Origin of the sequence: Anaerococcus sp. (assembly GCF_030825785.1) — a bacterium.
Classification (GTDB): Bacteria; Bacillota; Clostridia; order Tissierellales; family Peptoniphilaceae; genus Anaerococcus.
In genome coordinates, this window is sequence record NZ_JAPJPG010000010.1 from 1 (window position 1) to 23,497 (window position 23,497).

General features: G+C 37.5%; 20 protein-coding genes. 2 read left to right on the plus strand and 18 right to left on the minus strand.

The window, feature by feature from the left end; genetic code table 11:
* Positions 1-1,510: 1,510 nt before the first annotated feature.
* From RCH56_RS02560 to RCH56_RS02625, 14 genes are all read right to left on the minus strand, one after another.
* On the minus strand, positions 1,511-2,389 hold the full coding sequence (locus RCH56_RS02560) for a class C sortase (protein WP_306483435.1): 879 nt from the start codon (positions 2,387-2,389) through the stop codon (positions 1,511-1,513).
* Entirely contained in the window at positions 2,358-3,233 is an 876-nt protein-coding gene (locus RCH56_RS02565; protein ID WP_306483436.1) for a class C sortase, read from the minus strand. Before RCH56_RS02565 ends, RCH56_RS02560 begins: the two co-directional genes overlap by 32 nt.
* A complete protein-coding gene (locus RCH56_RS02570; protein ID WP_306483437.1) occupies positions 3,223-4,173 on the minus strand; it encodes a class C sortase in 951 nt (316 codons plus the stop codon). Before RCH56_RS02570 ends, RCH56_RS02565 begins: the two co-directional genes overlap by 11 nt.
* Before the next feature lie 55 nt (positions 4,174-4,228).
* A complete protein-coding gene (locus tag RCH56_RS02575) occupies positions 4,229-6,169 on the minus strand; it encodes a collagen binding domain-containing protein (RefSeq protein WP_306483438.1) in 1,941 nt (646 codons plus the stop codon).
* Between the two features lie 245 nt (positions 6,170-6,414).
* On the minus strand, positions 6,415-6,771 hold the full coding sequence (locus RCH56_RS02580; RefSeq protein ID WP_306483439.1) for a DUF1667 domain-containing protein: 357 nt from the start codon (positions 6,769-6,771) through the stop codon (positions 6,415-6,417).
* Positions 6,768-8,027 (minus strand): NAD(P)/FAD-dependent oxidoreductase, encoded by a 1,260-nt coding sequence (locus RCH56_RS02585; protein WP_306483440.1) that lies wholly within the window; start codon positions 8,025-8,027, stop codon positions 6,768-6,770. The genes RCH56_RS02580 and RCH56_RS02585 overlap by 4 nt, the downstream gene beginning before the upstream one ends.
* 10 nt (positions 8,028-8,037) lie before the next feature.
* On the minus strand, positions 8,038-9,459 hold the full coding sequence (locus RCH56_RS02590; RefSeq protein WP_306483441.1) for an NAD(P)/FAD-dependent oxidoreductase: 1,422 nt from the start codon (positions 9,457-9,459) through the stop codon (positions 8,038-8,040).
* A gap of 116 nt (positions 9,460-9,575) precedes the next feature.
* Positions 9,576-11,081, minus strand: coding sequence for a glycerol kinase GlpK (gene glpK / locus RCH56_RS02595; protein ID WP_306483442.1), 1,506 nt, complete (start codon positions 11,079-11,081; stop codon positions 9,576-9,578).
* 11 nt (positions 11,082-11,092) lie between these two features.
* Complete coding sequence (locus RCH56_RS02600) at positions 11,093-11,662, minus strand: glycerol-3-phosphate responsive antiterminator (RefSeq protein ID WP_306483443.1); 570 nt, start codon at positions 11,660-11,662, stop codon at positions 11,093-11,095.
* 661 nt (positions 11,663-12,323) lie between these two features.
* Positions 12,324-12,923 carry a sugar transferase gene (locus RCH56_RS02605; RefSeq protein WP_306483444.1) on the minus strand — a complete coding sequence of 200 codons (600 nt, stop codon included), beginning with the start codon at positions 12,921-12,923 and terminating at the stop codon, positions 12,324-12,326.
* A gap of 39 nt (positions 12,924-12,962) precedes the next feature.
* A complete protein-coding gene (locus RCH56_RS02610; RefSeq protein ID WP_306483445.1) occupies positions 12,963-13,661 on the minus strand; it encodes a pseudouridine synthase in 699 nt (232 codons plus the stop codon).
* Positions 13,658-13,984, minus strand: a complete 327-nt coding sequence (locus RCH56_RS02615; protein WP_306483446.1) for a PadR family transcriptional regulator — start codon at positions 13,982-13,984, stop codon at positions 13,658-13,660. Before RCH56_RS02615 ends, RCH56_RS02610 begins: the two co-directional genes overlap by 4 nt.
* 40 nt (positions 13,985-14,024) lie before the next feature.
* Entirely contained in the window at positions 14,025-16,580 is a 2,556-nt protein-coding gene (locus tag RCH56_RS02620; RefSeq protein ID WP_306483447.1) for an ATP-dependent DNA helicase, read from the minus strand.
* Entirely contained in the window at positions 16,577-17,083 is a 507-nt protein-coding gene (locus tag RCH56_RS02625; RefSeq protein WP_306483448.1) for a GNAT family N-acetyltransferase, read from the minus strand. The genes RCH56_RS02620 and RCH56_RS02625 overlap by 4 nt, the downstream gene beginning before the upstream one ends.
* A 117-nt stretch (positions 17,084-17,200) precedes the next feature.
* On the opposite strand from RCH56_RS02625, the gene RCH56_RS02630 reads away from it, so the two are divergent.
* Positions 17,201-18,382 (plus strand): NAD(P)/FAD-dependent oxidoreductase, encoded by a 1,182-nt coding sequence (locus tag RCH56_RS02630; protein ID WP_306483449.1) that lies wholly within the window; start codon positions 17,201-17,203, stop codon positions 18,380-18,382.
* Positions 18,383-18,517: 135 nt separating this feature from the next.
* Here RCH56_RS02630 and RCH56_RS02635 read toward each other — a convergent pair whose 3' ends face one another.
* The 4 genes from RCH56_RS02635 to RCH56_RS02650 all read right to left on the minus strand — a co-directional run bounded on the left by RCH56_RS02635 (position 18,518) and on the right by RCH56_RS02650 (position 22,773).
* Positions 18,518-18,988, minus strand: coding sequence for a hypothetical protein (locus RCH56_RS02635; protein ID WP_306483450.1), 471 nt, complete (start codon positions 18,986-18,988; stop codon positions 18,518-18,520).
* Between the two features lie 527 nt (positions 18,989-19,515).
* Positions 19,516-21,138, minus strand: a complete 1,623-nt coding sequence (gene groL / locus RCH56_RS02640; RefSeq protein ID WP_306483451.1) for a chaperonin GroEL — start codon at positions 21,136-21,138, stop codon at positions 19,516-19,518.
* A gap of 28 nt (positions 21,139-21,166) precedes the next feature.
* Positions 21,167-21,448: a co-chaperone GroES gene (locus RCH56_RS02645; RefSeq protein WP_015778420.1), complete on the minus strand. Its 282-nt coding sequence runs from the start codon at positions 21,446-21,448 to the stop codon at positions 21,167-21,169.
* Positions 21,449-21,540: 92 nt separating this feature from the next.
* Complete coding sequence (locus RCH56_RS02650; RefSeq protein ID WP_306483452.1) at positions 21,541-22,773, minus strand: pyridoxal phosphate-dependent aminotransferase; 1,233 nt, start codon at positions 22,771-22,773, stop codon at positions 21,541-21,543.
* 69 nt (positions 22,774-22,842) lie between these two features.
* Between RCH56_RS02650 and msrB the strand changes: the two genes are divergently transcribed.
* Positions 22,843-23,283 carry a peptide-methionine (R)-S-oxide reductase MsrB gene (msrB, locus tag RCH56_RS02655; protein ID WP_306483453.1) on the plus strand — a complete coding sequence of 147 codons (441 nt, stop codon included), beginning with the start codon at positions 22,843-22,845 and terminating at the stop codon, positions 23,281-23,283.
* Positions 23,284-23,497: the final 214 nt, after the last annotated feature.

A 23,497-nucleotide genomic window follows, 5' to 3' on the forward strand; every position in this document is an offset into this window, starting at 1 on the left:
CTCTTTCGTTCGCTCAACTCACTTAAGTGAACAATAAAAAGCTAGGTTAATAAGACCTAGCTTTTTTTGTGCTTACTTTAACATTAATTAAATTTAATTGATACTTGCGGTTTTGAGAAGGTGAGGCTCGGTGGTGCGAAGCCTTTAATGGTAAATTAACACTTGCAAAGAGATGTCTCCACTTCGGTCGACATAAGGGTACTGGGATTTTTGCTCTTTATGGCCATAGCCATTAGATATAATGGGAATAGCATAACTTACTTTTATGTGAGTACCACTATTCCCTTGCTTCGACCTTGTGGAGAAGCCTCTTGGGAATTCTGCTTAGATTGATTCTTCTTTATTATCTACATGTCATCATAGACTGTAGACCTCTCACATTCGTTCGACGGTAGTTTGCGGATTCGACTCCGTCTCATGCTCGCAAAGCCTCGATTAAGGAATTTCATCAGCTCGCTACACTCACTGTGACAATTCCATTATAGGTGGTGTGATGTGTTTAACTAAGATCCATTAGAGCTTACAATATTGAAGAGATGTCTCCACTTCGCTCCGGTCGACATAAGGGAAATTGTTCAGATAAGGGTACTGGGAGGTTTGTACATTGTTGCCAAGACCATTAAATATAAGAGGCTATTTCTATTGCCCTTATATAAAGGACCTATTTACCCTTGCTTAGACCTTGCGGAGAAGGCTCTCACAGTTACAGTAATCAAAACAACAAGATATATAATTTGAGATAAACTCAAACAGAAGTTACGCCATCTCGACAGAGCGGAGCGACGAGAGATCTACAGTATACGATGACCTGTAAATATAAAAGTTCCAGTTATCTACGTAAATAACTAAATCTTAAATCAAACACGTCCCAAGGTTCTGTAGACCTCTCACTTTCGTTCGACGGTAGTTTGCGGATTCGAGGGACAGCCTGTCCGGCTATGGGAGGACGTCATGCTCGCAAAGCCTCGATTAAGGAATTTCATCAGTTCGCTACGCTCACTGTGACAATTCCATTAGAGGTGGCGATATGTTCTAGTAAGATTCATTATATCTGAAATCGTTGATGAGATATCTCGACTTCGCTCGACGGTAGTTTTCGGATTCAGAGAATAGCCCATCCGGCTCTTAGAGGATAGCATAGCTTGACCTTTATCTTATTAACTTTGAACGATATTCATCGTTCTTTTATCCTTTGTTAATATTAACAAAGGATACTACACTATTTTGCTTTGCAAAACAGTAGCCCATGACGAGGGCTTCCTCGATTAAGGTCTGCCATCAATTCACTTCGTTCATTGTGGCCAGAACCATTAGACATAAGGGATTTGCTTACATTAATGTTATGTAAGATAAAAGAGTTCCCTTGCTTCGACCGTAGTGGAGAAGCCTCTTTTATTCATTTAATTATAAGATTACCACTGGCCTTTTGATTTTTCTGGATAATTGGGTTAAATCTTAAAATTTGCTACAAAAAATCCCTCGGATTTTTATTTTCCAAGGGATTTTTGTTTTATTTGTTTTTTCTTGTGTATTTTATTCTTTTAATCAGTCTAACTAGGAGGAGAATTATTAGAATTATTCCAAGGATTGCTCCTAGTTTTGTTAGAAGACTTGCTCTTTGTACTCTTTTTACTGGAGTTTGGTCTTCTTTTTTATCTTCTTTCTTTTCTTCTCCATTTGCTTCTTTTGGCTCTTCGTATCTTATGCAGTTTACTAGGAGTCTGTCTGGGCGTGGTGGGTAGAAGGGTGAGCAGGTTAGGAGGGTTAAGACGTCTTGGTCTCCTCTTTTTTCTAGTCTATCCCAATCATATGGGCCTATTACTTCTTTGTCACTTACCTTGTAGTGAAGCGTCTCTGTAGCTCTTTTGATGTAGACATCATCTCCTTCGACTAGTTCGTCTACATAAAGGAACATGGTATCTCCCCACCAGTCTCTGTGGCCTGCTATTACAGATCTTGTTCCCTTTCCTCCTACTGGAATGCTTGTTCCTTCTACTTGGGCAACTCCTCTTGATATGTGATCTAAGGTCGCATCAAGGTAGATTGGGAGGTTCTTGCCTAGCTTAGGGATTTCTAGGTAGGCGAAGACTTCGTTTGAGTTTTTGAAGTAATTATAACGATTCTGGTTATCCTCTGTAGTAAAGGGATCTAGGATACTGGTGTCGGAGTTTTTGACTAACTCATTGTATTTTTCGGCAGCCTGGTTCTCTTCTTCGATTTCTTCTTTTGGTCTATTTGCTTGCTCTTTCTCGAATTCTTCTAATCTCCTGTTATAGGAAATCTCATTTGCAGTCCTATTTATCAAGGGCACTGTTACAAAAAGTAGACCAATAAGGATAAGAAGATATCCTATGAAGCTAATTTTTGTTAGTTTTGATTGTTTTTTCAATATCTTCTACCTCTTTTCTTAAGTTTAGTGAGATTCTTTTCTCTCTAGTTGATACAATTATCAAAAATACCAGTATAGGCATTAGTATTAGCAATAGTTGGAAAAAGTCTGGTTTAAATCTTGGAGTATTGGCAATACCATCATCTATGGCCTCCTGGTAAGGAATCCTGTGGCCTCTGACCAAAAGCCTGTGTGAGTTGATCATATATGGTGTACAGGTTAAAAGAGTCGCGTAGTCCTTGCCTTCTTGGACTAGGACAGGCTCGAAGTTGGTTGGCTCGACTACCATAATTTGATCGACCCTGTAGGCTAGGGTTCCCTGGATGTTGTGGAAGTAGAAAATATCTCCTTCAACTAGTTGGTCCAAGTACCTAAACAAAACAGCTTCAGGAAGGCCCCTGTGGGCTGTTATTACCGTGTGGGTAGACTTACCCCCTACAGGAAGAGAAGTCCCTTCCAAGTGGCCGCAGCCCTTCTGAAGGACTGTCTCGCTGGTTCCGGCATACACAGGAAGGTCTTGGTTGATCTTTGGTATCTCGACGTGGCCTATCATCTCATTTACTTCAAGCATATGAGCGTAGTAGGCCCTAGCTTCTTCTTCCTTCTTGCTGTAAGGGTCAGACAACCTCGAAGGATCTAGGGTCTCGTTGTAGGCCCTTGCAAGCTCCATCCTCTTGTTTACCTCTTCTTCGTTGATTTCCTTACTCTGTTTGACAAACTCGATTATCTCATCATCTGCTTTTATTTCATAAAACTTCTGGGAAATCATAGGGTAGGAAAATATTAGAAGTCCCACTAGGAAGATTAGACCAAACTTAAGCTTATCTTTTAGATTAGTCTTCATCTTCTTTCACCTTCTTGGACTTATTCATCAATTTATCTTGTCTTTGTCTAATATCTTCAATCCTTGTGTAATATTTCTTGTTATCTCTTCTTAGCTTCCATAGGTAGATTATCAAGATAATAATCAAGAATAAAGCTATAAAGAATAATAATCTAAATATCCAATTTGTCTTAGTCGTCCTGATTAGCTCCTCGTCTACAGCAGGTACATAAGGCACCCTGTGGCCTCTAACAATGAGTCTGTGAGAGTTAATCATTATTGGAGTACAAGTAAGAAGGGTTACATAATCATGGCCTGGATCGATTAATAGGTCTGAGAAATTGGTAGGCTCTATAACCTTGATTTGATCGACCTGGTAGGCTAGGGTTTCTGAAATATTGTGGACGTAGAACTTATCGCCTATCTCAAGCTCTCCAAGGTGGGTAAAGAGAGTTGCCTCAGGTAGACCCGAGTGGGCTGTAAGGACCGAGTGGGTGGAGTTACCTCCGATTGGAAGAGAGGTTCCTTCCAAGTGGCCTACTCCTTTCTGGAGGACTTCCTCTGCGGTTCCTGCATAGATTGGCAGGTCTTGGTTGATCTTTGGTATCTCAACGTGGCCTATCATCTCGTGGACTTCAAGCATTCTCGCATACTCTGCCCTTCCCTTTTTCTGCTTGTCCTTGGCATAAGGGTCTTCGGAGACAGAATTGTTCAAGGAGTCGTTGTAGGCGCGGGCAAGACCCATCCTTCTTTCAATTTCCTCTGTCGCTAGCTTGTCGGTACCTTCATTAAAGACTGATACTTGGTTGTTGGAATCAATCCTATAGTAGAGTCTGTTGACTAAGGGGTAGAGAGCTACCAAGAAACCCAAGAAGAAAACAAGCCTAAAGGTCCACTTGGCCCTTTTGGAAGGTTGTTTCTTAATATTTTTATTTTCTTTATTTTTACGTAAAATCGCCATCTAAAATCCTTTATAAGCAAAATAGATACGATATTCCTACCGCATCTATCTTAAGCTATGCAAGTTCTTGTTTTTTATCTTGATTTTTAATAATGACAGATCCTGCCACAATCATAAGTAAACCTATGGCAAAATAAATCCAAATCCTGATATCACCAGTCTTAACTAATGGACCACGACTCCTTGAGGTAAGTGTCTTGGTTGGAGTGGAAGGAGTTTCTGGTGGCGGAGGTGTTTCCTCTTTTGGTGGTTCCTTCTCATTTGTTATAGTTTGGTGGGTTTCTGAGTAAGATGTTGCTGAAATTTTGAATGGAATAGGTTTTGTATTAGCCATATAACCATTTGGAGCATCAGTCTCTTCCAAATAGTAAGTTGTTCCATCCTTTTCATAAGGCAAATCATTAACTTCAAAATTACCATTTTCGTCCGAAGTAACATAGTATTTTTTATCCTTAAATACATCTTCTTTATTACCATCGACTATCTTTACGACTCTAAACTTAGCACCTTTTAGTTTTTCAGTTTCATCATCATATGCAACTTTTACAAACTTTCTACCACCCTTAGGGTTCTTTTCGATTGTTTTACCACCAACTGGAATGTTTACAAATGGAATAGTGGCTTGTTCTTTCTTTCCATTTCGTTCGAATAATATTACTCCATTTTCATCAACATCGAACTTAATAGCTTCTTCATTTAGTTTAAACCCAGTTGGAGCTTTTGTTTCCTTAATAGAGTAGTTTTCTCCTTTAGGTATGCCACCTAAGAAAATATCACCAGTACCATCTGTTAGAATTTCTTCTTTACCTTTATCCTCGGGATCATACATATAACCATAACCGTATCCTTCAGGTAGGCTACCATCATCTTTTTTAAATGTTAATGCTTTTCCATCTTTATCATATACTTTAAATTCAGCATTTTCCAAATTCTTCCCTTTATCATCGGTCTTATGCAAGAATGGTATTCTTTCATTTTCTACTGTTCTTTCATCTTTGGAATTAAGTCCTGTAACTTCATGATTGATGTTTTTTATATTTTTATATTCGCCAACAGGTCCAACTTCCTTGAAGTAATACTCTTTACCATCTGGTAAAACTGGTAAGTCGCTTACTACGATTTTCCCATATGTATTTGTCTTCATGTTAGGAATTTGATCAGCAGTTACTTCTTTGGAACTGTATACATATTTTCCATAATCTCCTGTAAAGTTTACAAGAGCTCCCTCTTCTTTTGAGCCTTTATCTCTAACATAAAGTTTGAATTCTACTTTATCAAGTTTTTTGTTATGATTTTTTTTATCAACTTTAATTATTCTTAAATCTGTTACAGGTATATCAACCTTTTCTTTCATATGGTAAATAAGAGACCCATCTTCAGCTTTTTCTTTTATATCATCAGGAATTTTAATTATAGCTGTTACAAGATCTCCGCTTTTTTGACCATATTCTTTGTCCATAGCGGCAACTCTTTCCTTAGAGTCGTCTGTTTCTTTTATTAGATAGTATCCTGGTTCAAGATCTTTAATAAGTATTCTTTCAGTATTTAGTTTAGACAAATCATCTTTAGTAAAATCCTTGAATTCTTCTGATGAAAAATCAATCTCATCATAGAATTTTCCATTATATTTTATTTTAGCTAACTCGCTTAACTGTCCTTCTCCGAGATTCTCATCTGCCATAAGGTCTTTCTCAGATTTCTTATTATAATCATCTCTTAATTTAAGCAAGTCTTTATCTTTTAACGAGTCTTCATCTAATTTCCAATATCTAACTTGTCTTTGAGACGATTTAAAATCAAAATTTTTGAAAAATTTATCATCATCATTCTCTTCAATAGACTTATTGGCAGACCAAGCACTGATATCGTATTCGATACTTAAATTTTCTTTCGTTCCTCCCTGAGCAAAACCCGTAGGTGTAAGGACGAAGGCTTGGATAAGCATTAGAACTGGCAGGATAAGTACTAATAGCTTAAATTTTCTCTCCGTTTTCATATCTCCTCCTAGAATTTATGTATGTTTTTCTTCTAAAGCTTATAGATTTTATGTAATATTTTATAATAATATATTTCAATCTTAAATATTTCTAACAAAAGCTTTCTTTTTACTATTATTATAACATAGTTTGCTAAATAATACCATATATTTTGAACATAATATCTGCTTATTAAAGTAAAAACGCGAGTTTCGCCCCGCGTTTTAGTAAAAATATATTTTTTAGAGAAGATTTTATTTATATTTTATCTATTGGCAGTAGCTACAAGCTTTATTCCTGTGCCTGCTATTGAATCAATTATCACATCCCCTACTTTGATAGGAGCCTTGGCAACGGCTTCGTTAATTTCAACCATTGCTTCTTTCATTTTGCCCTTTGGTATTGCATCACTAGTCTTCACTGGGACAGAGTAAGCAGATCCGCCCTCAACTTTGACAGTTGATGTTACAGTCCTTACTGGGTTTGTCACTTCGTTTCTTGCGTAAACTTCACCTCTTTTGCAGGAGTTTCCTGTGATGTCTGTTATTTCTCCGTCATCATCCATAGTTACTGTTACAGAACAGCCTAGAGGACAATTGATACATGTTAGGTCTCTTTTCATATTTCCTCCAATTTGATTTCTATTTCCTTAGCTCTTTCTGGAAGGTCTTCTTTCTTTAGGATTAGATCTTCCATCTCTCCTGGAGCATATACTAATTTTCTTTTCTTTGATACTTCTTTGCCATCAACGTACATTTTTAGGATTCTGTTTTGGTATACGTTGTTTACTCTAAATCTAACGATTGCCTTATCAGCCATCGTATCTGGGTTGATGTATTGTGGCAAGGTGTAGGTTATGCCTTCACCTGCTGTTAGATATATAGGGTCCGCCTTAGATTCTTCGAATTTACCTTCTATATAGTGGGCTGCGTTTTCTGCTGCTAGCTCACTTTCGTCTGTTACGTAATCTACTAGGTCGTGAACGTGTAGGACATTACCACAAGCGAATACCCCTGGGATGTTTGTCATTAATCTATCTGATACGATAGCTCCCTTGGTTTTTGGATCTATTTCGATTCCCGCTTCTTTGGTTAGTTCGTTTTCTGGAAGGAGGCCTACTGATAGAAGGATAGTATCACAGTCGTAGTGTTTTTCTGTGCCTGGTATTACTTTCATGTTCTCATCAACTTGGGAAAGGGTACAGCCTTCTACTCTGTCTTTTCCTTCGATGCCTGAGATTGTTGTGTTGAAGTAAAGTGGTATGTCAAAGTCGTCTAGACATTGAACTATATTTCTTTTTAATCCACCAGAATATGGCATTATTTCTGCAACACATTGGACTTCGGCACCTTCTAGGGTCATTCTTCTTGCCATGATTAGGCCGATATCACCAGATCCTAGGATTACGACTTTCTTTCCTGGCATGTAGCCTTCGAGGTTGATCATTCTTTGAGCAGTTCCTGCTGAATATACTCCAGCTGGTCTACTTCCCGGGATGTTTAGGGCTCCTCTTGGCCTTTCCCTGCAACCCATGGCAAGGATAACTGCCTTTGGTTTTAGGGTAAACATTCCGTTTTCTTCATTCATTAGTGTAAGGGTCTTGTCATTTGCAAAATCCATTACTATTGTGTTTAGGAGGACATCTATGTCTCTTTCCTCTACTAGATCTGCAAATCTTTGGGCATATTCTGGTCCTGTTAGCTCTTCTTTGAATCTGTGTAGGCCGAATCCGTTGTGGATACATTGGTTAAGGATTCCTCCGAGCATTTCGTCTCTTTCTACTACAAGGATGTTTTTTACACCCAAATCATAGGCCTTGGCAGCTGCAGCAAGACCTGCAGGACCTCCACCTACTACTACTAAATCATAATTTTTCATTGTGCCCTCCTTACTTTACATGACCTTTGATATAGTAAGAATCCTTGTGGTTTTTGACTATATCATCGTAATTTTCATCAAGCTCTCTAGCAAGTATTTCCATAACTCTTGGTAGGCAGAAGCCTCCTTGGCATCTTCCTGCTGTAGCTCTTACTCTTCTTTTGACTCCGTCAACTGTTCTAGCTCCTAGTGGTCTGTTGATGGCATCTACTATTTCACCTTCAGTTACTTTTTCACATCTGCAGATAATCTTACCGTATCTTGGATCTTCCTTGATTAGTTTATCGTGTTCTTCTAGGCTTAGTTCACTTGTCTTTGGTGTAGGTTTTCTATCATAGACAAAGTCTTTGTTATCTTCTAAGTCTAATTTTTCGCTTACGAGATTTGCCATATATTCACCTATAGCTGGAGCTGAGGTTAGTCCTGGAGATTCTATTCCTATACAATCGAAGAATCCATCAAGGCTTTCCTTAAGGATAAAGTCTCCTCCGACTTCGTGAGCTCTGTTTCCTGAAAATGATGTGATTACCATTCTTACTGGTACGTTTTTAACTGTATCATTTGATTTTTCGATGACTTCTTCCAGGTGTTCTCTAGTTGATCTTAAGTCTCCCTTGTCATCTACAAAGTCTGATGTTGGACCTACTAGGGTATTTTCATCTATGGTTGGTGAAACTAAGATTCCCTTACCTTTTTCTGTAGGTAGGTTAAACATAACGTGGTTTACAAAGCCTTTAGTGTCCTTATCTAGTAAGAGATATTCACCACGTCTAGCTTTTATTTCAAACTTCTCATCGCTAACCTTGTTGTGGATTTCGTCTGAGTAAAGTCCTGCTGCATTGATGACTGCCTTAGTTTCGTATGTAGCATTTTCTGTAACAACTTCCCAATATCCGTCTTTTGGATTTGTTTCTGTTACTTTTTCATTAAATTTATAGTCAACTCCATTTATGTTGGATACTTCAGCAAAAGCAATATTCATAAGAAATGGATCTATTATTCCAGCTTCTTTACAATATAGGGCATAGCATACATCGTCTGAGGCATTTGGTTCCATTTCACGAACTTGGTTGCCATCAAGGATTTCCATACCACCTACGCCATTTGCTATACCTTGATCATAAAGCTCTTTTAGTTTTGGATAATCTTTTTCATCGTGGCATAAAACCAAAGTTCCAATTTGTTTGTAAGGAAAAGATAGCTTCTTAGCCTCATCAGCCATCATATGATTTCCCTTAACATTCATCCTAGCTTTCATTGTTCCAGGAATTGCGTCATATCCACCGTGGCAGATTCCTGAGTTTGCCTTAGATGTTTCTGTACATACATCTTCGTTTTTTTCTAATAATAGGAATTTTCCTTTTTTCTTTGACAATTGGTAGGCTATTGATGTTCCTGTAACTCCACCGCCTATAATTATAGCATCATACATATATTCCTCCCTTTTTCTAACGGAAAAATGGCGAGCTAAAGTAGGGTAATACTTTAGCTCGCCTTCTCTAATTCATATTCTGTTTATATTATATCATATTTTTTCTAATTTTCTAATTATTCTTCGTAGGTTTTTGCCCAAGAGAATGATCTATCAACTGCTCTTTGCCAGTTTCTGTCCTTTTTATCTCTTTCTTCTTCAGAGATTTCCGGGGTAAATTCACGGTCAACTAGACGATTTGCTTTGATCTCTTCTAGGTCTTTGTAGTAACCTACAGCAAGTCCTGCAAGATAAGATGCTCCGAGAGCTGTTGTCTCTAGTGTCTTAGGTCTTTCTACCTTAGTTTGGATCATATCAGATTGGAATTGCATTAGGAAGTTGTTTGCACTAGCTCCACCATCTACCTTAAGTTCGTGAAGGTCTCTCTTACTATCCTTACTCATAGCTTGGAGAACATCATTTGTTAGGTAAGCTAGGGATTCTAGTGTTGCTCTAACTATATGGTATTTGCTTGTTCCTCTTGTTATACCAACGATTGATCCTCTTGCGTAAGCATCCCAGTATGGTGCACCAAGACCAGTAAAGGCTGGAACTACATAGCAGCCGTTTGTATCATCAACTTTGGTTGCCATATATTCTGTATCATCAGCAGCATCTACAATTCTTAGTTGGTCTCTTAACCATTGGATAGCAGATCCAGCAACGAAGATTGAACCTTCAAGCGCATAGTTTACCTTGCCGTCTCCAAGTCCCCAAGCTATGGTTGTTACTAGACCATTGTCTGACTTAACAGCAGTCTCGCCTGTATTCATTAGTAGGAAGGCACCTGTACCATAAGTATTCTTGGCATCTCCTTCGTCGAAGCATGTTTGTCCGAATAGGGCAGCTTGTTGGTCACCTGCTATACCAGCTATTGGAATTTCGCCATCGAAGTATCCTGGGAATGTATTTCCGTAGACATGTGAAGATGGTTTAACTTCTGGAAGCATACATTTTGGAATATTTAGTATTTCACATAATTCATCATCCCATTCTAGGGTGTGGATGTTAAAGATCATTGTTCTTGATGCGTTTGAGTAGTCTGTTACGTGAACCTTACCACGTGTTAAGTTGTAGATTAACCAAGTATCTACTGTACCAAAGAGGAGTTCGCCGTTTTCTGCTCTCTCTTGACCATTTTCTATATGGTCTAGGATCCAGCGGATTTTGGTTCCTGAGAAGTATGGGTCTACTACAAGACCTGTCTTATCTTGGATTGTCTTTTTGTAGCCATCTTCTACTAATTTGTCAGCCATATCTGCTGTACGACGACATTGCCAAACGATTGCATTATAGACAGGCTTTCCTGTATCTTTTTCCCAAACTATGGTTGTCTCTCTTTGGTTTGTAATACCGATTGCCTCGATGTCATCAGCACTTACGCCAAGTTTTGCTATAGCTTCTGTACAAACTCCTAATTGAGTTGACCAGATTTCTGTTGCATCATGTTCAACCCAGCCTGGATGTGGAAAGAATTGAGTGAACTCTTTTTGAGCCACTGACATGATCTCGCCCTTTTTGTTAAAGATGATTGCTCTGTTACTAGTTGTTCCAGCATCAAGTGCCATGATATATTTTCCCATAATATCTCCTTTTACATTTTCCAAACATCGGTATTAGATGACGATATCGCAATAGCGTTAGCATTTAGGGCGTCGATTACATCCGATTTCTCGTTGATTAGCCCGCCTGCCACCAAAGGAATATTAGTCCTTTTTGATATATCATCCAATATCTTTGGCATAATCCCCGGAAGTATCTCTATAAGGTCGCAATTTACCTTCTTTACAGTCTCTTTCACATTTTCATATGACAGAGAATCTAGGACAAAAAATCTTAAAATAGCAAATAAGCCAATCTGCCTAGCATAAGCGGCATTTTGCGGCCTCGTAGTAATAATTCCATCAGCGTCAGTATAATTTTTAATGAAAGCTGAAGACAGTTGAGAGCTTGATAAGCCTTCAATCAAATCCTCATGAACCATAACTATCTTGCCATGTTTTTTAAGTTTTTTAACTATGTGTGGGATGCTTTCTACAGTACCAAAAAGCACGAACACTATTTTGTTTTCACTATCCAAAGAGTCTCTTAAATCTTTGTTATTTTTGATAGCCATGATTATAGGATTTTCATAAATTATATCGAAAATCTCTTCGCGAGTCATACAACCTCCATGAACACAGAAAACGAGCGTGTAAAATTACTACAGCTCGTCTTCTCTAATATATTCTCTTACTAGTAGTTTACCATAAATAAATTAATCTTGCAATCATTTTCATAAATATTTTTATGTAAAGGGGCAAAAGCTTGTATCTTCAATGATTATTCTTGATTGACCTTTAGAAAGATAGGGAAAATGTTTGGTTTTCCTATATCCTTTTAATCATTGAAATAAAAAACAAGATAAATGTCAAAATACTCAAAATTAAATTGAAAAGATATAGAGTTCCTTTTGACTTTTTGTAAATGATAATATTATAAGCTAGTAAAACGAGCGATAAAAAACTAGCCAAAATAGTAAAATTTAATCTATCTTCCATAAAGAAATATCCTAGCACGATAGAAAATATACAAAAAGCCTGAAAGATTTCTATGTAATTACTTAGCTTATCTCTCATAATCATCTCCAATCTAACTGTGACTATAAGATAGTTACCCTAGTTTTAGACATATAAACAGATACTTAATTCTTTTGATGAAATCTAGAATTACGAAGATTTAGGGAAATTACTTAAGTTTTCTTATCTATATTCTAATAAACATCTAGCCTTTGATTATAGATTAAAGCCCTTAAATTTACCAAAAATAAAAGAAGGAAGTCAAATCTAAAAATCTTCCTTCTTACCTTCACTAACCCCTTCTCCAGATAGGACTTGAGGGATTGTTTTTAATATTATTTTTAAGTCATTTAAGAAAGTTACATTTTCTGCATACTCTCCATCTGTCTCGGCCTTTTTCTTAGGAGGGAGATTGTCCCTGCCTGAAATTTGGCTAAGTCCTGTAATTCCTGGCCTCACACTCAAGGCCCCGAACTCTCTCCTTAAGTTAATTAGCTCTTCTTCCTTAAGAATAACCGGCCTTGGGCCAACTATGCTCATATCTCCCCTTATTATATTTATAAGCTGGGGAAGCTCGTCTATGGATGTCTTTCTGATGAAACGGCCCACTTTTGTTATGTAGCTATCCGCATTATCAAGCTCCCAAGTTGCGGCATTGTTTGGAGCCTCTGTCGACATCGACCTAAATTTGATGCAAGAAAAAGCCTTACCTTCCTTACCAGATCTATTCTGGATAAAGAAGACTTTTCCCTTGGGCTCTTCTATTTTGATGGCGAGGGCTGTAAGCAAAAATATTGGAGAGAGGATTATAAGACCCAAAAGAGCCAAAATCCTATCCAATATATTCTTTACGTAATTTTCATACATAGTTTTCTCCGTCTAATCCTTACTTATATTATCCTTATTTTACTCCATAAGTAGGGATATTTCATCATCACTTAACTCCCTATACTCGCCTTCTGCCAAGTGTTCGTCTAGGGATAAGTCTCCTATGGCAATTCTTTTAAGCTTTTCTACCTCGTTGCCGCAATTTGAAAATAGTCTTTTTACCAGATGGAACTTGCCTTCCGTAACCTTGACTATTGCCTTTTTATCTTCTAATATCTCAAGCCCAGCACTTCTTGCTGTGTAGTCATCTTCTTTGATATAGACTCCTTCTTTGAATAAGTCTATTAGGCTGTTATCTATCTTATCCCTCGTTTCTACAAGATAGGTCTTTTCTATATTAGAATTTGGGCTTGTTACCTTGTGGATGAACTTACCATCTGTTGAAAGGAGGAGGAGGCCTGTAGTATCTTTATCGAGCCTTCCTGCTATGGATAAATCGATTACTTTATAGAAATCATCCAAGAGATCTATTACAGTTGGGTCTTTGTCTTCTGTCGCTGAAAGAAAGCCCGCAGGCTTATTCATCATAACATAGATATTTTCAAAATAGTCTACGAAATGACCCATATAGTATACTTCATCGACTTCTGGGTCGACCTGGGTTGCGGTATCCTTTACCACTTCGCAATTTACAAGGACAGCTCCCTTCTTGGCATTTTTCTTTATATTTTTTCTGGTATCTAGGCCAGAGTTTCCTATCATCTTATCTAGTCTCATTTTATCCCCTTACTTAATACATTTCCCGTAGCATAACTTAACTCGTCAAAGGACTTGTAAAAGCTATCGAGATAGTCCCTGCCCTTTGGGCTTATATAGTAATATTTTCTCTTTGGCCCAATCATAGATTTCTTGTAGGCCCCAAAGATAAAGCCCTTCTTAGAAAGCCTCTGTAGGATTGGGTAGACCGTTCCTTCAGTCATGGCATAAAAGCCAGAGTTCTTTAGTTCCTCTACGATTTCATAGCCGTAAGTTTCGTTGTTTTTTATAATATGGAGTATAACGCCTTCTATAACTCCCTTTAGCATTTGAGATTCAATCATTTTATCACCTATCTATATTGTATAGCATAGTAGAGGGATTTCAAGCTCGCTCGCAGAAGTGCTTCATAGGACAGTACTTACAAGCTTTCCTATCTTCGGTCTTGTGATCGAAGTTTTCTCTTACAATCTCCCTTGCTACATCATCTATAGCAGCCATATCAAATCCTTCATCCTTTACTGAGATTAGGTCGTCTTTTTCTATAAAATATAGGTAGATTTCCCCTACTTCCTTGCCGTTAGCTAGAAGGAGCTGTCTATAGGTTAGAAGCTGCTTTCTGTATTTGGCGAGACTTTTCTCATCAAAAGACCCAGTCTTTAGATCCATGATTGAGGAATCTTCTAAAATAAGGTCAATATTTCCTTGAAGGATATAGAAATCTCTATCCGCCTTGTAGTTCGCCTCGCTTAGCTTCACATCAAAGCCCCTGTTTAGTAGATTTGAAACTGGCTCAATGTATCCCTTATTTTCCCACAAAAACCTTGTCATATCCTTCTTGTCAAAGGAAGGAGAGTAGATATATTGAGCGAGATTGTGGACCTTTGATCCAAAGATTAGGCTTTGTGTCTTCTTAGTCCTGAAAGAAAGTTTCCTTACAAATTTGTACTTTAGTGGACAGGTCATATAGACATCTATATCTGTGGTAAAGGCTAGGATTTTCTTATCATCTTTTCTCTCTTCCATCTTAAAGTCAATAGAGCTTAGCTTGGATGAGGAATCGAGAGTGTTTGCAAAATTTTTAATCCTTCTATCTGTAGAATTATCCAGTATGACCAAGAGGTTTTTGGCCCTGGTGAAGGCCGTGTAATATTTCCTATAGAAATCCAATTCCTTTTTCTCTAGGCTATCCTTTTCAACAAACCTATCGGTAAACTTATCGTAATCTCTTCTTGGATAATCTCCTAGGCTAGATACGAATACCGCCTCAAACTCCAAGCCTTTGGACTGGTGGATGGTCATGAAATTTATGGCATCGTCGTAGACATCATCGTCATCGAACTCTCCTATGGCGTTTTTCTTAAAATAAATAAAAATATAGGAGAAGATGAACTTCTGATAGTAGCTATTAGTTTCTTCAAAAATCTCGTCGTATTCGACAGCAAGATTTATGAATTTGCTGATATTTTTAAAGATTAGATCTTTCCTAGCTTGATTCTTATCTTTAAGGATATCCTTAAAGGTCTCAAGGCCCATAAGCTTATAAATAAGGTCTGATATAGGAGAAGATTCTGAAAAATCCTCTATGAAATTTCTAAGCTCCCTATTTTTGTTGAGCTTATCATCTTCATAGATTTCCTTAAGGAATCTCCTATAGTCAAGTTTCTGTCTTTGCCCATAGGTCATCTTTCCTCCCCTAAAATCGGTATTGATCGGACCTGTTCTTGTTATTTTAAGGAGAACAAAAATTATTAGGCGAATTTCTTCTCTTCTAAAGTAGCCATCACTTTTCCTGTTGATTACTTTAATCCCAGCATTTTCGAATTTCTTCTGGAGGATTGAAGGATAAGAATTGTTAAAGCTTGGAAAGAGAAAGGCAATTTGGCCGAGTTTTATTTTTTTAGATAAGAGCTTAACTATCATTACGAGATTGTCCATCTCATCTGCCCTAGCCCTTACTATAGTATTGGGATTTTCTTCTGCCTTATTTGACTTAAGGTCCTTCTTACTAGAGCCAACTGCCTCATCCATAAAGGCCCTCGCCTTATCGATTATAACTTGATTGGACCTATAATTAATATTTAGAAAATATTTACTCGCCCTAATTCCAGTTCTCTCGTAGAATTTCTCGTCAAAATGGGTTAGGTTTCTCGCATCGGCTCCCCTAAAGGAATAAAGGGCCTGATCGTCATCTCCAAAGACTATGATATTGCCATTTTTCGTAAGATTGATGGCGATTTCTTCCTGGATTAGGTTGGTGTCCTGGTATTCATCAATTACAACAAGGTCGATCTCTTCTCTTATCTTCTCTCCTATTACAGGGTCTTTAAGCAAGTCCAAAAAGCGTTTTAAGATAATCTGGAAATTAATTAGGCCCAAGGAGTCTAGAAGCCTTTCGTAGGTCATAAATATCTCGTAGGCTAGCTTATCTTGAGGAGAAGCCGAATCCTTTAATGATAAGGGATTTATCATTTGATTGATAAGGGTTTGGAAGATATCAAGAATGGTCGCCGTAGCATAATCTTTTCCTATAAAGTCCTCAAAGTAAGGGAGGCTCGTGAAAATCTCTAGATCTTCTTCTACTATAAATTCCTCCATGTTGGAGTCGATTATCGTAAGATTAAAGAAATTATCGTCAAGCCTTCTGTATTTTGTGATAAAGGATATAGCAAGAGAGTGGAAGTTACCTATCTTCATATCCTCAAGATCTGTATCTAGGCCATCTTTTCTAAGCCTTGTGATAATTCTCGTATTAAGCTCACGGGCCGCCTTTTTGGTGAAAGTAGTGATTAGGACTTTGTTTGCGGGAAATTTACCCTCCTTGATGGCTTCTGCCACAAATCCTACTATAGTGTGGGTTTTTCCCGTACCGGGACCTGCTATTACCACAGCAGGAAGCTTAGCATTTTTGATTATTTCTTCTTGTCCAATATTTTTCATAGAACTTTCTCATAGCAAATCCTATCTTTAGGAATGCCGTCCTCATCAATTTGCACTATGCCAATTTCCTCAAAGGAAAACTTATGAAGGAGCCCCCTCATCCTGAAATTATCCTCGTGGGTGTCGATTCTAATAGCTTTTTTGCCAGATTTTTCCGTAAAGTCCACTAAAGCTTCCATAAACTTCGTTCCAAGCTTTGGGACAATTCCCCTATTATCAACCATCAAAGTATGGATTACAAAATAACTATCCGTCTTAAACTTATCCTCATGGACATTGTAGGAAGGGTCGACCCCGTCGAAAACATAGGTATAGGCTAGGACCTTGCCCTCATTATCAAATACATAGGCATCGTCCTTTTCGATTTGTTCTCTTACCATCTCTTCATTAGGATTGGTCTTCTGCCATTGGTCAATCCCGTCATCCCTAAGAGACTTCCTCGCCATTTCTATAATTTCTCCAATTGATTCTATATCTTCTAAGCTTGCTTTTCTAAATATCATAAGTCCCCCTTTTTCCTACTACTATACCCTACTCCTTTAGGGCTTTGTTTAGTTTGTAAGATTTTTTAACAAACTGTATAATATAGATATAAATAATAAAGATAGGAAAGGAATATTATGTACGATTATCTAATTATAGGAAACGGAATTGCTGGCCTATCAGCGACCGAAGAAATAAGAAAAAAGGACGAAAATGCTTCAATTCTGATAGTTTCAGAAGAAAAACCATCCACCTACTGGAGAACTAGACTATCCGAACTAATCTGTAAGGACTTCGAGGAAGAGGAAATTTTCGTTAAAAAAGAACCTTGGTATAGCGAAAGACACATAGAAGAAAGACTTTCTACAAAAGTAGAAAAGATAGATCCAGAAAAAAGAATTGCATATCTAGGCGATGGAGAAGAGATTGAATTTGGCAAGGCTCTAATCGCAACAGGAGCTAGGGCCTTCGTTCCACCAATCACAAACATAGACTCCAAGGGAGTATTTGCCATAAGAACTGTGGATGACCTTAGAAGTTTCAAGGAATATGTAGCTGGTAAGAAGGAAGTTGTAGTTATAGGAGGAGGAATCCTAGGACTAGAAGCAGCCTTCTCTGCTCAAAAACTTGGACTAAATATCACAGTAATAGAAAGCTTCGACTATCTACTAGCAAGACAACTTGACCGCGAGCTTTCAGAAAAACTTGAAGAAAACTTAAACGATATGGGAATTAAGACCTACACAGGCAAAAACACCGAAGAGATCCTCAACAAAGATGGAGCAGTTTGCGGAGTAAAGCTTGCTGATGGAACAGAAATCCCTGCAGATTCTATAATGGTTCAAGCAGGCATTAGATCAAATATCAAAATGGCCCAAGAATCAGGCCTTGAAACTGACAGAGGAATTATGGTAAACGACCACCTAGAAACAGGTCACGAAGGAATCTTTGCAGCAGGAGACTGTGCACAAATAGGCCAATTTACCATAGGACTTTGGACATCAAGCCAAGAAATGGGTAAAATCGCAGGCAATAACATGACAGGAGATAGCGAATCTTACAAGCAACCAAAACCATTCTCAACCCTCATGCTTGGAGATATCAAACTATTTTCAGCAGGCATGAACTCAGGTGAAGGAATCGAAGAAGAAAAGAAAGAAATAGACGGCAAAATCTACAAACTCTTCAAAAAAGAAGATTCCTATGTAGGCGGCATCCTCTGGGGAGATATCAAATACCAAAATGATGTCAAAAATATAGTATTTAACGGGGCAAACATCGAAGAAACTAAACTAGGCACAGAAATTTTTGGAAAATAATTATATTTTAAGTAAATAAGCTAAAAGGCAGAGATTAACGTCCCTGCCTTCTTTATGTTAGATCTGAATTACAAAACAGAATATTGTTAGAATGAAATTAATAGAGAGTTTTATTAATGATAAATCAAAACTATATTATCTATAATATTTGTACTCTCTTATCCAAGTAGCTAGCCATCCTCCTACAGACAAAGCAAAACCTGCTATTAAATCAGCAAAAAACATAGGGGTTGTGAAGATAAAATCGTTTGAAAAAGCGATTAATAAGTTAATCAAAATAAAAATCCCTATTAGAATTAAGTTGATCTTCACCCAAAAATCGTAAGAATTTACATAATTCTTTTCACTTCTAAGAGCTATTCTTGAATAGTAACCTGAAATCTTCCAAGAACTTCTATATAGTTTTTTCGCGAGTTCATAAGGAGGCCTAGCAAAAAACCTCACAATATAAGCAATCAGAAGTATAATAGAAAAAGCAAAAACTAAGTAAATTGAATTCCCATTATTTTTCAAAGTGTTAAATATATATTCTTTGTAAAACTCAGTTATTCCAAATATCGATAAAAGCATAATAAGATCTATCAAAATAAATTTATTTTTTCTCATTACATCCCCCCTTAATCAGTAGCTTTATAGCTTAGATCAGTACGCTTCCCTAGACTAAGCACAATTAATTCAGAATTTATCTTCTGATAAATAAAAATAAGGCATTGGAAGATTTTTCATTTTTTATAATATAATATGGCTCAAAAAGTACTTAAAACTATTAGACCATCAATATATGCCAATTTAGACTCACATTAATCCACTTAATTTCTATACTGATTAATAAAAAATATTATCCTCAAAAATAATATACCCCTTTAATGATAATATTTTTTCTATAAGCTAAAATAACAAATCGCCATTCTTCGCGGTCCTATATTTTATTACATTTACAATAGAATTATAAAATATCTATAAAATTTTTAATACCCTAAATATGTCCTTGACAATTACCGAGTTTTATGATGATATATTTTATTATTTCAATTATCAAATTAACCTAAACAGAATAAACTAAATATTTGTAATGAAATTACACACTAAAAAACGAGAAGGATGGACCTTCTCGCTTATATTTCTTATTTATTTTAATACATTCCTGGCATGCCAGCTGGCATTTGTGGTGCTGGTTCTTCTTTTGGAATATCTGCTACTGCTGCTTCTGTTGTTAGGATCATTCCTGCAACTGAAACTGCGTTTTGTAGGGCTGATCTTGTTACTTTGGTTGGTTCTACGATTCCTTTTTCGAACATGTTTACGAACTCGTCGTTGTAGGCATCGTATCCTTCATCCTTAGCAGAATTTTTAACTTTTTCTACTATTACAGATCCGTCCATGCCGGAGTTTTCTACGATTTGTCTTAGTGGAGCTTCTAGAGCCTTTTTGATGATTAGAGCACCTGTCTTCTCATCTGCCTTTAAGCTTTCTTCAAGTTTTGCTACCTTTTCGATTGCACCGATTAGGACAACTCCACCACCTGCAACTATACCTTCTTCAACTGCGGCTCTTGTTGCTGATAGGGCGTCTTCGATTCTGTATTTTTTCTCTTGCATTTCAGTCTCTGTTGCAGCTCCAACGTTGATTACTGCAACTCCACCTGCAAGTTTGGCAACTCTTTCTTGAAGTTTTTCTTTTTCGTATTCGCTATCTTCTTTATCGATTTGTTTGCGGATTGTTTCAACTCTTTCTTCAAGGTTAGCCTTATCACCTTTTCCTTCTACTATGGTTGTGTTGTCTTTGTCTACTTTAACTTTCTTAGCAGATCCTAGCATATCCATAGCTGTATCTTTTAGGTCCATGCCAAGCTCTTCGCTAACTACTGTAGCTCCTGTTAAGATTGCTATATCTTCAAGCATAGCCTTTCTTCTATCACCATAGCCTGGTGCCTTTACTGCAACTACGTTGAAGGTTCCTCTTAATTTGTTTAGGATAAGTGTTGTAAGAGCTTCACCGTCTACGTCATCTGCTATGATTAGAAGTGGTTTGGATGCTTGAACAACTTCTTCTAGGAGTGGGAGGATTTCTTGGATGTTTGAAATCTTCTTGTCTGTTAGAAGGATGTATGGATCGTCAAGGTCAGCTATCATTTTTTCATTGTCTGTTGCCATGTATGGGGATAGGTAGCCCTTGTCAAATTGCATTCCTTCTACAACGTCTAGGTAGGTATCTGTTGTTTTGGATTCTTCTACTGTGATTACTCCGTCATTTCCTACCTTTTCCATAGCATCTGCTATGAATTTACCTATTTCTGGGTCAGCTGATGAGATTGTTCCTACGTTTTCTATAGCTTGTTTATCTTCTACTTCTCTAGAGTTTTCTTTGATATAGTCAACTACTTCGTCAGTTGCTTTCTTTAGACCCTTTTGAAGTACTACTGGGTTTGCTCCTGCTGCTAGGTTTTTGAGTCCTTCTTTGATTATAGCGTGAGCTAAGACTGTCGCTGTTGTAGTTCCGTCTCCTGCTACGTCATTTGTCTTTGTAGCAACTTCTTTTACAAGTTGAGCTCCCATGTTTTCAAATCTATCTTCAAGTTCTATATCTTGGGCTATTGTTACACCGTCGTTTGTGATGGTTGGTGCTCCATATGCCTTATCAAGAACTACGTTACGTCCCTTTGGTCCAAGAGTTACTTTTACAGCATTTGCTAATTTATCAATTCCTGCTTCAAGTCCTTTTCTTGCGTCAGATGAAAATTTAATATCTTTAGCCATAGTATATCCTTTCTCTTTCTAGTATATATTATTGTACAACTGCTAGTATATCGTTATATTTAACTACGATGAACTCTTCATCATCAAGCTTTACATCTGTTCCTGCATATTGGGAATAGATTACCTTATCTCCAACTTTGAGAGAGTCCTTTTTCTTCTCGTCATTTTCAATATCGGCAGATATTGCTACGATTTCTGCATATTGTGGTTTTTCTTGAGCACTTTCTGGAAGAACTATTCCAGATGCTGTTGTCTTCTCAGCTTCTGCTTTTTGTATAACTACTCTATCACCGATTGGTTTTAGCATCATTTTAATCTCCTTTGTTTTTACATTTAGCACTCACGTGTCTTAAGTGCTAACTCACAATATTAATATACTAAAAGCTAAAATTTTTGCAAGTTTTATTTTTTATTTGTGTAAAAGGCAAGTCTTTGGACTAGCTTTGGGATTTTCTCTTCTCCTACTCCGCATATGGCAACTCTTATTCCCTTGGCTGAAGGGATAGTGAAGATATTTTCTTTTTCCAAATCTTTTACTATATCGAAAGCCCTATCAGTTGGAATAAAGGTGAAAAATCCTCCAAAATAAGGAATCATTGTAAGTTTATTTACACTCGCAGCTGCCACAAATACGTCTGCTCGCTTCTTTAGCATAGCCCTTAAGTCTACTAGTTCCTTCTCATAAATTTTCTTGTTTTCAGCCTTTTCTAGGTCGATTAGGATATTTTGGGCAGCATGGGTTCCATTTGACCAGTTACATCTTGCAGAGTGAGCAAGGCTTGCCTCAAACTCTTCTATGATCTCTTTACTAGAAGATATGCCGACAGCGGCTCCACTTCTTAAGCCGTAGGCTGTGTGAGACTTACTCATAGAAAATGCTACTACTACGAATAGATTACGAGGAAGATTTGAAAACTTCTCAAAAAACTTCCTCTGCTGATCTCCATCGCCTGCAAATTCAAGATAGGCCACATCGACTATAAGGGTGATTTTCTTATCCTTATCCTGGGCCTTCTCTTTAAGAAAAGTGATAACCTCATCCCACTCATCATCTGATAAAGAATAACCTGTTGGGTTATTGCCTGGAGAGTTGATAAGAGAAGCAATCCTATCAGAATCCCTAAGCCCTTGATCAATGGCTCTTTTGTAAGCATCTATATTGAAGGCAAAATCGTCTGTGAAAAACTCAAAGGTCTTAAAGTCTCTTCCAAATTCTTCGCAAATCTTCCTATAAGGAGCCCAATAATAATCGTGGCAGATTAAAGGGTCTCCCTCATCTAGATAGGAAAATATGGCAGACCTAATAGCTCCAGTTCCTCCTGGAGTTGCTATCGCAGAAATATATCCTTCTGGCTTGTAAGGACCGAAGAGAGTATCTATTACGATTTTCCTATAATCAATTTCTCCCTCGATTGGGGCGTAGGACGCGATATGACTCCTATCCATCTCGTCAAGCCTATCATAAACTGAAGGAAGGGCTATTATCTTTCCCTTATCGTCTAGAAGAGTTCCCAAAGCTGCATTAATCACAGCGTCTCTTCCGTATTTTTCTATAGCGGCGTTTGCCTTGTTATTTATATCAAAGGCGAGGTCAGGTCCGTTGTTCCAAGTCGCCCTTTTAATTGTCATTGGCATAATTTCCTCCTAATAATCTTCATTATACTATCATATAAAAGAATCGTATAGTGATAAAAAGGAGCGATTATGAATTACGATAAGAAAGATTTAAAAAATAAACTGACCGATATCTCCTATAGGGTAACCCAAGAAAATGCCACAGAAAGACCCTTCTCAAGTGTCTATGATGACTTCTACGAAGAGGGAATCTATGTAGATATAGTAAGCGGCAAGGCTCTTTTCTCATCACTTGATAAGTACGATGCTGGATGCGGTTGGCCTTCCTTTACTAAGGCGATTGACGAGGCCGAAATAAAGGAAGAAGTCGACCTAAGCCATGGAATGGTGAGAAAAGAGGTAAGGAGTAAGTCCGCCGACAGCCACCTAGGCCATGTCTTCCCTGACGGTCCTAAGGATAAGGGAGGACTTAGATTCTGTATAAATGGAGCAAGCCTTAGATTTATCCCCAAGAAAAAAATGGAAGAAGAAGGCTATGGCGAGTATCTAAAAGTGTTTAATAGCTTATAGGTGATTTACTCTTTCAAGGAATAGGTAGTATAGTATAAGTGACTAGCTAGAAAGAAAGTTCTTCCATTTGGACGCAAAAAGACAGGAGAGACTAACATACTCCTGTCTTTTTTATTTGGCTAGTTACTATCTTTTATATTTTTAGTTTTTTTATCGATTCCAAATTATAATTTTTAAGCCATAAAAATATACCAACACCTCAACTTTTAAAGAT